The following is a 13,241-nucleotide window of genomic DNA, read 5'->3' as shown; positions in this document are numbered from 1 at the left end:
AGCCCGCAAAGGCTCTCAGGGGTACTATCTCACTATAATTTTAAAGTCTAAAAAGTATAGTGAGATAGTAGTGCTGTACTTTGCGAGCTTAAATAAACAACAATACATAATCATATAACAAAACAAAATCTTTTTATTCCTTTGCGCCTTTGCGTGAAACCAGCAAAACGCAATCTTTGCTGCTTCACCACTTTGCTGCCCTGCTGCTTTGCTGCTCTGCGAGAAAAAAGAACCGCTTTCAGCACTATTTCTTATGCTTAAACAGCCACTCTAACACTCCCGGCTGTACGAAAACTTTATCCCAGCTGTTATGCTCCACGCCAGCATATTCTGTGTATTTATATTCAGCGCCTAAACTTTTCAGTTTTTCTGCATAAGCGCGGGAGGCAGTAACAGGTACGATCGGATCTGCTCCTCCATGGAAGATCCATACAGGCACTTTTCCGGCGAAATTTCCGGCAGCATTCACATCACCTCCGCCACAGATAGGAAAGGCAGCAGCAAATAATTGTGGATAATGCGTAATCATATAGAAGGTGCCCATTCCACCTAACGACAATCCGCCGATATATACTCTTTTCGTATCTATGTTGCCAGTAGCATTCAGAGAATCAATCAATGATTTCAGCAATGCGGTAGGTTTGGTTGGCGGCGCATCTGGTGGAAAATCGAAAGCATATTTTTTGGTAGTAGAGTCATACGTTACTTTCATCGGCGCCCAGGTTTCAGGAACGGGGAGTTGGGGAAAAATAACATATGCAGGGAAAGCCTCACGGAGACTATCATTCCCCAACCAGCTGCCTCCATGTTTCAACTGGGCTTTATTATCATTGCCTCTTTCGCCCACGCCATGCAGGAAAATAATCAATGGGTATTTCTTATGAATATCGTGATGCAATGGTTTCATCATCCGGTACCGGAGCGTATCACCGTTACGGGTATACGATTCATAGCTGAATGGCGAATCTGCCTTTTGAGCCTGTGTCTGTATAGCGAATACAGATAATAGCAGACAGCACAAAATATTTAAGTAGCGCATAACTATTGTTATAATTGATATATAGGGAGACTACTTTTGCTTGTGACTGAACAGCCATTCTAACACACCAGGCTGAACGAAAACGTTATCCCAGCTGTTATGCCCCACTCCTTCATATTCTGTGTATTTATAATCAGCGCCTAAACTTTTCAGTTTTTCTGCGTACAGTCGGGAAGCGGTTACAGGAACTACCGGATCTGCTCCACCATGGAAAATCCACACAGGCACTTTTTTCGCGAAGTTTACAGCCGCATCTACATTTCCCGCTCCGCAGATAGGGAATGCGGCAGCAAACATTTGCGGATACTTAGTGATCATATAAAATGTACCCATTCCGCCTAGTGATAGTCCGCCGATATACACTCTTTTAGTATCTATTTTACCTGTGGCAATCAGGGAATCCAGCAAGGGTTTCAACAGCGCTGTAGGTTGGGTGGGGGCGCCATCTAAGGGAAAATCAAAACTCATACGTTTAGCAGCGGAATCCACCTTCACTTTCATAGGCGCCCAGGTTTCGTTGACAGGGCATTGCGGGAAGATGACATATGCAGGGAAAGCCTCACGGAGACTATCATTCGCCAGCCAGTTGCCGCCATGTTTCAACTGGGCTTTATTATCGCTACCTCTTTCTCCTGCGCCATGCAGGAAAATGATCAGCGGATATTTCTTGTGGATATCATGATGCAATGGCATCATCATCCGGTAACGAAGCGTATCACCGTGACGGATATACGATTCATAACTGAATAGGGAGTCAGGCGTCTGAGCCTGTGTCTGTATAGCGATTGCAGATAGTAGCAGACAGCATACTATTTTGAGGTAGCGCATAAGTGTAGATATTTCTAACAATATACTACCTCCAATGCGTTATAGCAAGTACTAATATTTGAGCGTAAAATGCTGCTTCACTTTGAAGTCTTTGCGGAAAAACACTAATCCGATAAAGAACAGATCTATGGTATAAGTCACCTGTTCAGACTGCATAATCCGATGCCACACTTCTTCCATATCAGGGGTCCAGTGGATATCATCGAAGATCAGCACTGTATCGTTGTGTACAAAGGGCAGGGCTTCCTGGAAATAGTTCCAGGTGGGTTCCTTTCTATGATTCCCATCCACGTACATCCAGTCCAGTCGTGGCAATTGTGGCAATAGTTCCGGTAATACCGTATCGAAATTTCCGATTCGTTGTTCTATGTTACTGATACCGAGGGAATCAAAATTGGATCGTGCTTTGGCGGCTATATTAGGACAGCCTTCAATCGTGTATACGGTAGCGTTAGGGTTTGCTTTTGCCATATAGGAAGACGACAGTCCCATGGACGTCCCCAGTTCCACCAGGTACTGCGGTTGCAGGTGCTGGATCAGCCGATAGAATAACTGGCCGAATTTAGGCTGTTTGGCAGCATAGCGGGTAATATCCCGAACGCGACGCTCATTACCGCCGGAAACAATGGAGCCTGCGCCCAGGTCAGTAACCTGTATGGTTTCCTCACTACGGAGGAGCTGCTGGCGCAACAGTTCTATTTCACGAAAAGCAGGTTGCTGTTTTTTATCCCGCAGCACTTCCTCAATCAGAGAAAATACGAATGGGGAATGTACATCATGACGGTTTCCTGCTGTGAAGTAGTATTTCAGGTATTTACCTGCTACTGAAAACTGTTGCGCTAAACTCACTGACTCAGTTAATTATGTTAATAAATTTTACCCTTAATAATGCCCCATTTATGCAGACGATGCTGGAGAGATACTCTCAATACACCCAACCCATAAATAGCGCTTCTTTTGAAATTGATGCTGCTGGCCTCATCAAAATACTTGGTAGGACAGGTGATTTCAGCAATTTCATAACCTTTCATGAAGATCTGTGATACCATTTCATTGTCGAACACAAAATCGTCATTATCAGCCATATAGTTGATATTCCGTAATACTTCTCCCGAAAAAGTACGATAACCTGTGTGGTATTCGCTCAACTTCTGACCTATCAGGATATTCTGGGTAAGCGTAAGCATGCGGTTGAAAATATATTTATAAGCCGGCATACCTCCTTTGCGCGCTCCTTTACCAAGAATACGGCTACCGAAAACTACCGGATACACATCATTGGCAATGATGCTGCACATAGCAGTAATCAGCTTAGGCGTATACTGATAGTCTGGATGCAACATCACCACAATATCCCCTCCCAGTTCCAATGCCTTGTTATAGCAGGATTTTTGGTTTCCGCCATAACCTTTGTTATTATCGTGGCGAATAATATGCTTAATGCCCAGTTTCTGGCCAACCACAATCGTGTCGTCCTTACTGCAGTCATCCACCAATACTACCTCATCAACGATGTCAAAAGGGATTTCCCTATATGTTTTTTCCAGTGTAAGTGCCGCGTTATACGCCGGTAACACCACCACTACCTTTTTTTGATTCAACATGAATGCAGATACAATTTGTAGGTTCAGTGTGCAAAGGTAACTTACCTGACGATAATTCAAAATATAAAACCTGTACCACCCATCATGATTTAATTTTAACTGTTATTTATTATTTATCTTTGCCCCTTGATATTTTTGGCATCATATTTTCTCAAATTTTTGTTAACAAAAAGCAAAAACGCATGTTAAATCAACTACCAACGGGAATCCAACGTAACCACGGCGTTTCTCAAGAACGCAGCGTAGCATTGCCGTTAGTATATCTGGCTGAAAAACTTACTGTGAAAAATTGGTTGAAACTAGTACCCGCCTTCGTTGTCATGCTGCTTTCTCTGAGCGCAAAGGCACAGGAACCGGAGTTAAAATCTACTGTATCTCCTACCATTAAGACCCAGGACACCACTATCCGGCACATTATTGAGGAGTTACAACGTATTACAGACAGTGACAAACAGAATTCAAATTATATTCAGGCCCTCCTACAAGGAAAAGAATTGGACAATATCAGTAAATATGAGCTGATCAAATCCAATATCATCAATGCCAGCGAAACTTATTACCTGCTGAACAAAAAAATCATTGACCTGAAATCCCGTACTACCACCAACAACCTGGATGTGTTCATTACTTCCCTGAACAACCCGGAAAGTAAGGCCCTTGGCTTCTCGCTGAGCGACCGCATCGTGGACCTCGTGGAAAAAATCATCCTGAAAAACAAATCAGAAAAAGGAGACAAAAACAGTAAGATCGTAGAATCTACCAAATCTATCATCAATAGTCCCATTTTCCAAAGCTTTACCAGTCTGACGCCGCCCCTGGCCATCGCCAACTCGGTAATGAACTTCCTGCACAGCGTAAGCGTGAACAACAAACAAATTAACCAGAAATCCCTGCAGGAGTTCGAAAAAGAATTAAATAAATACGTCGTTTACTATACTGCCCTCAATGATGCAAACCAGAAGTTCGAATATGGTCTGAACTTCAATAAAGATCAATTGGGCCTCCTCCAGGAAAATCTCTTCGATCACCTCTCATTCACAGCTACCAGCCTGAAATTCGCTCCTCCACAGAAAGGAAATCAGTCACTCAGCGCTACCATGAATGATTATTTCTTCGATTTCAAAAAAGACAAGGTGATCGACTTCTTCAATCAGCTGGAAGCCAAATATACCGGCAAAAACAAACGTATCGACTACGAATCCCTGCTGAGAGAAAATCCAAACCTGAAAGAAGTCAATAACCAACTGGAAGACCTGGTATTACAAACCAAACGTTTCGAAAACCTGTACAACGAGTACTTCACCCTGCTGGATTCCTACTACAGTAAAGTGAATAACTCCCTGAAAATTGCACAGGACAACGGCCTGGCGGAAAAAAATGTGATCGATACCAAACAAGCCGAATTCAGAAACCTGAAAACAGAAGCCGTACAAGAAATTCAGGCCTCTATCAATATCAGGGAACTGTATCAGAATACCGAAAAAATCAAATACCGCTACAGAATCTTCTAAGCGGACTCCCAACAATATTGTAATTGGGGATTTAAGGGTTAAAACATCCTTAAATCCCCAATTTCTTTTTGAGGTTTAATAGATTTTATCAATAACTTTACACCCTCAAAGCAAGGAAATGACGACTGTACAACTGGAGTATATTGTTGCGGTAGACACCTACAGAAGTTTTGTAGTAGCGGCAGAGAAGTGTTTCGTAACACAACCAACGCTGAGCATGCAGATTCAAAAACTGGAGGATGAGCTGGGGATCAAATTGTTTGACCGCAGTAAATTGCCAGTAGTGCCCACAGAAATCGGAACCGCCGTGGTAGCTCAAGCCCGGATCATCCTGAAAGAAAATGCCCGCATCCGGGAAATCATCGCCGACCAGAAAAAAGAAGTTCAAGGCAACCTGAAAGTAGGTATCATCCCCACCCTGGCGCCTTATCTGCTCCCCCGCATCCTGACCGGCTTCATGAAAAAATATCCTAAGGTCAAACTGGAAATATGGGAATATCCCACGGAACAGATCATGCAGCAACTCAAACAGGAACTGCTGGATTGCGGACTCCTGGCCACGCCACTGCATAATCCCCACCTGGAAGAACATCCCCTCTTTTACGAATCATTTGTAGTCTATACTTCCAAAAATCATGAACTCTACGAGAAAAAGGTCATCCGACCAGAAGATCTCGACGTGAAAGAAGTATGGCTCCTCAATGAAGGCCATTGCATGCGCAATCAGGTCCTCAATATCTGTAAAGACAAGTTCACCATGGGAGAATACAAAAATCTGGAATATAACACCGGCAGCGTGGAAACGCTGAAACGCATGGTAGACCTCAACGAAGGATATACCATCCTCCCGGAACTCTCCCTCCAGGATCTGTCGCCCAAACAATTGAATATGGTGCGCTATTTTAAGACCCCAGAACCAGTTAGGGAGATCAGTCTGGTGACACACAGGCATTTCATCAAACAAGCCTTAATTGAGGCCTTTAAGGCCGAAATACTGGCACATGTGCCGGAGAAGATGAAAGTACAGAAGAATAAAAAAGTAGTAGAGATTATTAACGACTAACAATATTGATTTCATAACATAAAAAAGCCCCCGACATTTCACATGTCGGGGGCTTTTTTATGTTATGATTACCTGTGATTAGCTCTTAGTACCAGCAGGTTTGTAATATTTCAATGCTTCCGGCATCAACTGTTGCAGCTGCGCCACACGACGATCGTCGCTAGGGTGAGTAGAAAGAAATTCAGGCGGCTTGCTGGAGCTGGCACTCAACTGCGCCATACGCTGCCAGAAAGGAATGGCCTCCTGTGGGTTATAGCCGGCCATAGCCATGAAGATAACACCCAGGTGATCTGCTTCCAGTTCATTCTGACGGGAGAAGGCCAGCAGTCCTACGTTACCGCCTACACCCACTGCCTGATTGAAAATATTCACCGCAGTAGGATTCTTACCCAATGCCAACGCACCCGCTACTTGTACGCCCTGCGCCACCATCTGCTGACTCATACGCTCATTACCATGACGAGCAATCGCATGAGCAATCTCATGACCCATTACACAGGCCAACGCTGTCTCATTCTGCGTAACCGGTAACAGTCCGGTATATACCACCACTTTTCCTCCAGGCATACACCAGGCATTCACTTCTTTGCTGTCCACCAGGTTGAATTCCCATTTATAACTCTCAATGGAAGCTCCCTGACCTTGCTGATTCATGTACTGAGTAACGGCAGCGGCTATACGCTGGCCTACTCTTTTCACCATGTCAGCATCCTTGTTCGTTGCCTGCGCAACTACTTTATTGGACGACAAAAAGGTTTGGTATTCTTGTAATGCCATGGATTCCATGGTGCTTTCGGGGAGGAGGTTCAGTTGTTTTCTTCCGGTAATAGGAACACTCGAACATCCTGAAAGAAATGCGGCTGCGACAGTAAACGCGAATGCGATCTTTTTCATGGGTTTATCAAATTTTTGCGATAAGCGATGCAAACCTAAGAAATATTTATCTTTTATGATATGCATTAAAAAAACAAAGAGCCTATTGCAACATCCGTTCCAATAAGCTCTTTCAATAATATTTAATGCAAATTAATGTTTTTCCTTGCGGTTCTTGAACAAAGGCACTTTGCTCTCATTTCCTTTCAGCAAACGACCAATATTCTTCTGATGCGTAAGTACTACCAGTAATGCAACAGCAATAGCGAAAATACGGTAATACAATTCCGGCTCATTAAAGATATATAGTATCAGTACAGGGAATGCTATACTAGCAATGATCGAGCTTAATGATACATATCTTGTCAGAAAAAGAATCATCAGGAATACGCCTACACAACACAGCGCTACCAGCGGTTGAATACCCAGTACTAAACCGAATAACGTAGCAATACCTTTACCGCCACGGAAGCCTGCCCAGATAGGGAATATATGCCCCAGTACTGCTGCCAGTCCTAATGCAATCTGGAAGTTGACCAGTTGCGTTTTTACCAGCTGAGATAAATGCTCAATATCCTGATACTGTGGTAACAAATACGCCAATCTCACTGCCAACACACCTTTCAGCATGTCTACAATCATTACGAACGTACCTGCTTTTGGCCCCAGTACCCTGAAAGTATTTGTAGCGCCGGCATTGCCGCTGCCATACTCCCGGATATCCATGCCAAATACACCTTTACTTACCCAAACAGCAGTAGGTACAGATCCTATCAGATAAGCGCAAATAAGCAATAAAAATTCTATCATCACTATAAGTTAGGTCTTGCTAAGATAACAAATATTGTGTTAAAATTAAGCGAATATTAGGAAAGTTTGTAACACAAAAGTTGGAAATTCAATAACTTTCATATGTGTTTTTCGCATAATTTCTATTGCACTATGAACTGCAGTGCCAGCCAGTTGTCTTTCTCAATTTTTCGCTGCAATTCAAATCCATGAGGAGTAGCTGCGGCCAGAATTTGTGTCTCGTCAGTTGGCATGATGCCACTTAGCAAAAGGATACCGCCAGGGGATAAAAGCCGGCGCATATCTGCCATAAAGTGCAACAGTATATTACAATTGATATTCGCCAGCAATATATCATATTTCTGCGAGATATCGCTCAAATTATCTGCCTGCCATACTTTTACTTTAGTGGTATGGTTCGCTTCCAGGTTCTCAAGGGTGTTATTTACCGCCCATTCATCGTAATCAATTGCATCCACAACCTCCGCGCCCATCATCTCTGCCAGAATCGCCAGAATACCAGTTCCCGTACCAAAATCAAATACCTTACGCCCTTCAAAAGATATATCTTTCATCAAACGAATCACAGAAGAAGTAGTAGCGTGATGCCCTGTACCAAACGACATCTTAGGCGTTATCTCTATGTCATACTGGGGCTTTGGCACAAACGCTTCATGGAAATTAGCCCTGATACCGCAAAAATCATCTACCAATACCGGCTGAAAATTACTCTCCCATACTGCATTCCAGTTCTGTTGCTGTATCAACTCCTGCGTATAGGTAATACCGTTAGCTCCCAGTAACTCCTCCAAAACGGCCGCATCAAAATCCCCTTCCGGAATAAATGCTACCAATGCCGCTTCCTGCTCCTCAAACCCTTCATATCCAACAGCCGATAACTGCGCGATCAGCAACTCCGCTTCTGCGCCCGTTGCCTGTATTGTAATTGCGATGTGTGACATAAGCGGCAAAGATAACTGAATTCCAGACGATATACCTCAGAGGAAGTTTGTTGTAGAAAATCGAAATAATATTATATTTGATTTTTATAATATCTATACACCTATGAAAACACTACTCATGCTATTGTCTGCCATGGCAATTTCCTGTGCAGCTATGGCACAAACCACTGTTATCAAGGTTCCACCTCCGGAAGAACCCATGACCGATTCAATTGTTTATGATGGGGAAAACGTAACAATCATCATTAACAGAGTATTCCTGATGGATTACCTGAACACGATGGATACTTCCCTCCCACGCCAACAGTACAGCGGCCGGGCATTCAACCACGTGTCTTTCAAAAATTTCACGAAAGCAGAAATGGCCACTCACTTCCAGAAAGCCTATTGCTATCTGGCAGACACCACACATAAAGACCTGAGCTTCAGCGCTACTAAAATGTACATGCAATGGGCGGAAGATGAAGGTATTCTCCTCCCTTATCTGGAATGTATTATGGCAGACTTGCTACAGCAGGCCAAACTGAAGGTGATCGAGAAATTTGTAAAACCACAACTACCTGTGACCAGTTATAAAATGATTATGGAAGTGGTTCCGGGAGCAGATTTCAGAGCATTCCGCCTCAATAACGGTAAACAGATTTTCAGAGAAAGTACCTACGCAGTGGAACAAAAATTGTCTCCACTCTATTCCAGATCCAGGTAATTCCCTTTTTTGATTCATATGTAAAACAAAAGCCCGACTCAATTCAGAGTCGGGCTTTTTATATAGCAGTTATTTCAGACTATTGTTCATCGAAATAAGGCTCCTGAGGTTTCTCAGGCTGATTGCGATCTTCGCGAGGACCACGATCTTCACGAGGGCCACGATCACGGAAATCGCGTCTGTCGCCACCACCGTTTCTTCTGTCGTCACGAGGACCACGTCTGTCGCCACGGTCACCACGATCGCCTCTGTCGCCGCGCTCTTCACGCTCAGGACGTTCTACGTAACCTTCTGGTTTCGGCATCAGCACTTTGCGGCTCAGTTTGAACTTGCCAGTCTTAGGATCAGTACCGGTCAGTTTTACTTTCACGGTTTCACCTTCAGACAGTACGCCTTCCATTGTATCCAGACGTTTCCAGGATACTTCAGAAATGTGCAGCAGTCCTTGTTTACCAGGCATGAACTCTACGAATGCACCATAAGGCATAATAGATTTCACTACTGATTCATATACTTCGCCTACTTCAGGAACGGCAACAATACCTTTAATCCATTTCAGCGCTTTTTCCAGACCCTCTTTCTGTGCAGAGAAGATGCTTACTTCACCAGTTTCACCAACTTCTTCGATGTTGATGGTAGTACCGGTTTCACGCTGAATTTCCTGGATGATTTTACCACCTGGTCCGATCACAGCACCGATGAATTCACGATCGATGATGATTTTCTCCATACGTGGAGCATGTGGTTTAGGCTCAGGGCGAGCAGCAGGAACCGCAGCATACATTGCATCAATGATGTGCAGACGTCCTTTGTTTGCTTGTGCCAGTGCCTGACGCATAACGTCCATGCTAAGGCCATCTACTTTAATATCCATCTGGATACCGCAGATACCATCACGGGTACCGGTTACTTTAAAGTCCATATCGCCCAGATGATCTTCATCACCGAGGATATCGGTCAGTACTGCCCATTTGCCATCAGAAGCGCGGGAGATCAGACCCATTGCCACACCGGAAATGTGTTTAGGCAAAGGTACGCCAGCGTCCATCAGTGCCAGGGAACCAGCACATACAGTAGCCATAGAAGAGGAACCGTTAGATTCCAGGATATCAGAAACAACCCTCACGGTGTAAGCGTATTCGCCACCTGGCATCATCTGCTTCAGGGAACGCATCGCCAGGTTACCGTGACCTACCTCACGACGACCAGGGCCGCGCATAGGCTTCACTTCACCAGTAGAGAACGGAGGGAAGTTATAATGGAGAATAAATTTAACGTAGCTGGAAGTGGCTGCACTTTCAATCAGCAGCTCATCTTCAGGCGTACCCAGGGTAACAGTAGTCAGAGACTGTGTTTCACCACGGGTAAACAGTGCAGAACCATGCGGAGAAGGCAGGATATCTGTTTCCATAGCCAGCGGACGAACCTGCTCCAAAGAACGACCATCCAAACGGATTTTTTCGTCCAGGATCATGTTACGAATCACTTCTTTCTCCAGATCATGGAAGTATTGACCTACCAGTGGCTGATCTTCTTCAGGTAATTCACCCAGAGATTCTTTCAGCTCTTCTGCAATTTTCTTGAAAGCATCGCTACGATCATGTTTTGCAGAAGCAGATTTTGCAACCTGGTAAATTTTATCTTTTGCGAAAGCCGCTACTTTAGCCTGCAGCTCTTCGTTGGTATGCGGTTTGGTATACTCGCGTTTGCCAGTAAGTCCTTTCAGCTGACGCAGTTCTTCCTGCGCTTTCACCTGAACGCGAATAGCAGCATGCGCCGCTTCAATCGCCTGGATCAGGTCTTCTTCCTGACACTCCTTACTTTCACCTTCCACCATCATGATGTTCTTATCGGTAGCGCCGATAATGAAATCCATGTCGGCTTTAGCAAGCTCGGAACGGTTAGGATTGATAACGTATTTACCTTCGATACGGGCAACGCGTACTTCAGAAATGATTTCCTGAATAGGTACATCAGAAACAGCCAGTGCAGCAGATGCAGCCAGACAAGCCAGCGCATCCGGCATTACCTCAGGATCTGAAGATACCAGGGTAACAAGCACCTGTACTTCGCAGAAGTAATCATCGGGGAACAGTGGGCGTAACGCACGGTCGATCAAGCGGGAGATCAGTACCTCGTAGTCTGACAGACGGCCTTCACGTTTGAAGAAAGAACCTGGTATACGGCCAGCTGAAGCAAATTTTTCCTGGTAGTCAACAGTAAGTGGGAAGAACGACTGGCCAGGTTTTGGTTCTTTATTGGCAACAACGGTTGCCAGCAGAATGCAGTCACCCAGACGCACCGTCACCGAACCATCAGCCTGACGGGCTAACTTGCCGGTTTCGATGGTCACTATACGACCGTCTCCTATATCGAACTTTACTGAAATAGGTGTCAGATTCATAAAAAAGTGAGGATTAATAAATTGAAAGCAATTTGCAACATGACGTTGTTCCTTTACAGACAATCAGTTAAACGGAACAACAAAACGTATACATACAAAAAAACTATTCCCAACCAGAAAGTTGGGAATAGCACTATAATTAAGTCTTGGTTATTTCCTGATACCTAACTTCTCAATCAGGGCGCGGTAGCCGCTGAGGTTAGTTTTTGACAGGTAAGAAAGTAAACGCTTTCTCTGACCTACCATTTTCATCAGACCACGGTGAGTAGAGAAATCTTTTTTGTTCGCTTTCAGGTGATTGGAAATGCTGTTGATACGCTCAGTCAGCAGTGCAATTTGTGCTTCCACGGAGCCTGTATTTTTCTCGCTTCCACCAAATTCCTTAAAAATATTGGCTTTCTTTTCAACAGTTAAGTAAGACATCTTGAATAATAATAAGTAATAATAATTTTTTTTGTCGCTATTTTTCCGGTGCAAAGGTAATTTAAAAAATATGAATTACCAATTTACAAGGGAATATATAATTATTTCAGAGCTTTTTATATGCATAAACAACTCTGATTCAGTATAAAACCATTAAAGTGGGGTCAAAAAAAGTAGTTTTTGCTCATTTTGCCCTTCGGGAGATGACAGCCTCTACGCCCACCATTCCCTTATGATGAAAAGTTCACGGCAGCATTATCCGTCACATGACCATTTTCTGTACGCAATACCCTGGATGGAAATTTCTGTAATACTATATAATCATGCGTAGCCATTACAATAGCAGTACCCTCCCTGCAAATACGGAACAATAACTGCATAATACCATCGGAAGTTTCCGGATCCAGATTACCTGTAGGCTCATCCGCCAGAATTAAACGAGGCGAATTCAGCATAGCACGGGCTATATCCACACGCTGCTGCTCCCCGCCACTCAATTCATAAGGCATCTTGAATCCTTTTGTACCCAAACCTACCTTATCCAACACATCCGTAATCTTATCCTCAATTTGTTTATTATCCTGCCAACCGGTAGCCCGGAGCGCAAATTTTAAATTGTCGTGCACATTCCTGTCCGTCAATAACTGAAAATCCTGAAATACCACCCCCAGATTACGACGCAGATAAGGCACCTTTTTCCAGTCCATCTTCTTTAAATCAAATCCCACTACCTGGCCAATACCATCCCTTAATGGTAAATCGCCATATAACGTTTTCAGCAGACTGGATTTACCGGTTCCCGTCTTCCCAATGAGATACACAAACTCCCCCTTGTTTACGGTAATATTCACATCTGATAATATCAGAGAATTTCCCTGATATATACTCGCATTCGACAATTGTATAATTGGCTGTTCGGGCGTCATGTAACGTTTTTCGTTTAGTTCTAGCTTGGAGAAACAAAAATAACCAATTCGTATATAACTTCTTACGTAAAATCATAATTATTACAGATACCCCTCTTTTTTTATCTCTCAAC

General features: G+C 43.8%; 13 protein-coding genes. 3 read left to right on the top strand and 10 right to left on the bottom strand.

Going from position 1 to position 13,241, the window contains the following annotated elements:
* Positions 1-244 precede the first annotated feature (244 nt).
* Genes CLV59_RS02890 through CLV59_RS02875 form a run of 4 tightly spaced genes read right to left on the bottom strand, consistent with a single transcriptional unit; the run spans position 245 to position 3,471 of the window.
* Positions 245-1,039 (bottom strand): carboxylesterase family protein, encoded by a 795-nt coding sequence (locus tag CLV59_RS02890; RefSeq protein ID WP_111590492.1) that lies wholly within the window; start codon positions 1,037-1,039, stop codon positions 245-247.
* Positions 1,040-1,069: 30 nt separating this feature from the next.
* Positions 1,070-1,867 (bottom strand): carboxylesterase family protein, encoded by a 798-nt coding sequence (locus CLV59_RS02885; RefSeq protein WP_111590491.1) that lies wholly within the window; start codon positions 1,865-1,867, stop codon positions 1,070-1,072.
* Positions 1,868-1,918: 51 nt separating this feature from the next.
* Positions 1,919-2,716 carry an O-methyltransferase gene (locus tag CLV59_RS02880; RefSeq protein WP_111590490.1) on the bottom strand — a complete coding sequence of 266 codons (798 nt, stop codon included), beginning with the start codon at positions 2,714-2,716 and terminating at the stop codon, positions 1,919-1,921.
* A 17-nt stretch (positions 2,717-2,733) separates the two neighbouring features.
* On the bottom strand, positions 2,734-3,471 hold the full coding sequence (locus CLV59_RS02875) for a glycosyltransferase family 2 protein (RefSeq protein WP_111590489.1): 738 nt from the start codon (positions 3,469-3,471) through the stop codon (positions 2,734-2,736).
* A gap of 182 nt (positions 3,472-3,653) precedes the next feature.
* On the opposite strand from CLV59_RS02875, the gene CLV59_RS02870 reads away from it, so the two are divergent.
* Both CLV59_RS02870 and CLV59_RS02865 read left to right on the top strand, forming a co-directional pair.
* A complete protein-coding gene (locus tag CLV59_RS02870; protein ID WP_146616113.1) occupies positions 3,654-4,982 on the top strand; it encodes a hypothetical protein in 1,329 nt (442 codons plus the stop codon).
* Between the two features lie 118 nt (positions 4,983-5,100).
* Positions 5,101-6,045, top strand: a complete 945-nt coding sequence (locus tag CLV59_RS02865) for a hydrogen peroxide-inducible genes activator (RefSeq protein ID WP_111590487.1) — start codon at positions 5,101-5,103, stop codon at positions 6,043-6,045.
* A 78-nt stretch (positions 6,046-6,123) separates the two neighbouring features.
* On the opposite strand, the gene CLV59_RS02860 is transcribed toward CLV59_RS02865, so the two are convergent.
* The 3 genes from CLV59_RS02860 to prmA all read right to left on the bottom strand — a co-directional run bounded on the left by CLV59_RS02860 (position 6,124) and on the right by prmA (position 8,669).
* Positions 6,124-6,939 (bottom strand): M48 family metallopeptidase, encoded by an 816-nt coding sequence (locus CLV59_RS02860; RefSeq protein WP_111590953.1) that lies wholly within the window; start codon positions 6,937-6,939, stop codon positions 6,124-6,126.
* Positions 6,940-7,071: 132 nt separating this feature from the next.
* On the bottom strand, positions 7,072-7,728 hold the full coding sequence (gene plsY / locus CLV59_RS02855; RefSeq protein ID WP_111590486.1) for a glycerol-3-phosphate 1-O-acyltransferase PlsY: 657 nt from the start codon (positions 7,726-7,728) through the stop codon (positions 7,072-7,074).
* 122 nt (positions 7,729-7,850) lie between these two features.
* Positions 7,851-8,669 (bottom strand): 50S ribosomal protein L11 methyltransferase, encoded by an 819-nt coding sequence (prmA, locus tag CLV59_RS02850; protein ID WP_111590485.1) that lies wholly within the window; start codon positions 8,667-8,669, stop codon positions 7,851-7,853.
* Between the two features lie 103 nt (positions 8,670-8,772).
* Between prmA and CLV59_RS02845 the strand changes: the two genes are divergently transcribed.
* Complete coding sequence (locus tag CLV59_RS02845; RefSeq protein ID WP_146616112.1) at positions 8,773-9,375, top strand: hypothetical protein; 603 nt, start codon at positions 8,773-8,775, stop codon at positions 9,373-9,375.
* Between the two features lie 79 nt (positions 9,376-9,454).
* Here the strand turns inward: CLV59_RS02845 and CLV59_RS02840 are convergent, their stop codons facing one another.
* From CLV59_RS02840 to CLV59_RS02830, 3 genes are all read right to left on the bottom strand, one after another.
* Positions 9,455-11,779 (bottom strand): polyribonucleotide nucleotidyltransferase, encoded by a 2,325-nt coding sequence (locus CLV59_RS02840; RefSeq protein ID WP_111590483.1) that lies wholly within the window; start codon positions 11,777-11,779, stop codon positions 9,455-9,457.
* Positions 11,780-11,929: 150 nt separating this feature from the next.
* On the bottom strand, positions 11,930-12,202 hold the full coding sequence (gene rpsO / locus CLV59_RS02835; RefSeq protein ID WP_111590482.1) for a 30S ribosomal protein S15: 273 nt from the start codon (positions 12,200-12,202) through the stop codon (positions 11,930-11,932).
* Positions 12,203-12,432: 230 nt separating this feature from the next.
* Entirely contained in the window at positions 12,433-13,128 is a 696-nt protein-coding gene (locus CLV59_RS02830; RefSeq protein ID WP_111590481.1) for a cell division ATP-binding protein FtsE, read from the bottom strand.
* Positions 13,129-13,241: the final 113 nt, after the last annotated feature.

This window comes from Chitinophaga dinghuensis (genome assembly GCF_003259435.1).
Taxonomy (GTDB): Bacteria; Bacteroidota; Bacteroidia; order Chitinophagales; family Chitinophagaceae; genus Chitinophaga; species Chitinophaga dinghuensis.
This window is presented reverse-complemented; position numbering and strand designations above follow the sequence as displayed.

Excerpts from the sequence above, each read along its gene's own strand:
- CLV59_RS02870 (WP_146616113.1), top strand. The coding sequence starts at position 3,654 with ATGTTAAATCAACTACCAACGGGAATCCAACGTAACCACGGCGTTTCT.
- CLV59_RS02860 (WP_111590953.1), bottom strand. The coding sequence starts at position 6,939 with ATGAAAAAGATCGCATTCGCGTTTACTGTCGCAGCCGCATTTCTTTCA.
- CLV59_RS02865 (WP_111590487.1), top strand. The coding sequence starts at position 5,101 with ATGACGACTGTACAACTGGAGTATATTGTTGCGGTAGACACCTACAGA.
- CLV59_RS02830 (WP_111590481.1), bottom strand. The coding sequence starts at position 13,128 with ATGACGCCCGAACAGCCAATTATACAATTGTCGAATGCGAGTATATAT.
- CLV59_RS02890 (WP_111590492.1), bottom strand. The coding sequence starts at position 1,039 with ATGCGCTACTTAAATATTTTGTGCTGTCTGCTATTATCTGTATTCGCT.
- CLV59_RS02885 (WP_111590491.1), bottom strand. The coding sequence starts at position 1,867 with ATGCGCTACCTCAAAATAGTATGCTGTCTGCTACTATCTGCAATCGCT.
- CLV59_RS02845 (WP_146616112.1), top strand. The coding sequence starts at position 8,773 with ATGAAAACACTACTCATGCTATTGTCTGCCATGGCAATTTCCTGTGCA.
- prmA (WP_111590485.1), bottom strand. The coding sequence starts at position 8,669 with ATGTCACACATCGCAATTACAATACAGGCAACGGGCGCAGAAGCGGAG.
- plsY (WP_111590486.1), bottom strand. The coding sequence starts at position 7,728 with ATGATAGAATTTTTATTGCTTATTTGCGCTTATCTGATAGGATCTGTA.
- CLV59_RS02875 (WP_111590489.1), bottom strand. The coding sequence starts at position 3,471 with ATGTTGAATCAAAAAAAGGTAGTGGTGGTGTTACCGGCGTATAACGCG.
- rpsO (WP_111590482.1), bottom strand. The coding sequence starts at position 12,202 with ATGTCTTACTTAACTGTTGAAAAGAAAGCCAATATTTTTAAGGAATTT.
- CLV59_RS02840 (WP_111590483.1), bottom strand. The coding sequence starts at position 11,779 with ATGAATCTGACACCTATTTCAGTAAAGTTCGATATAGGAGACGGTCGT.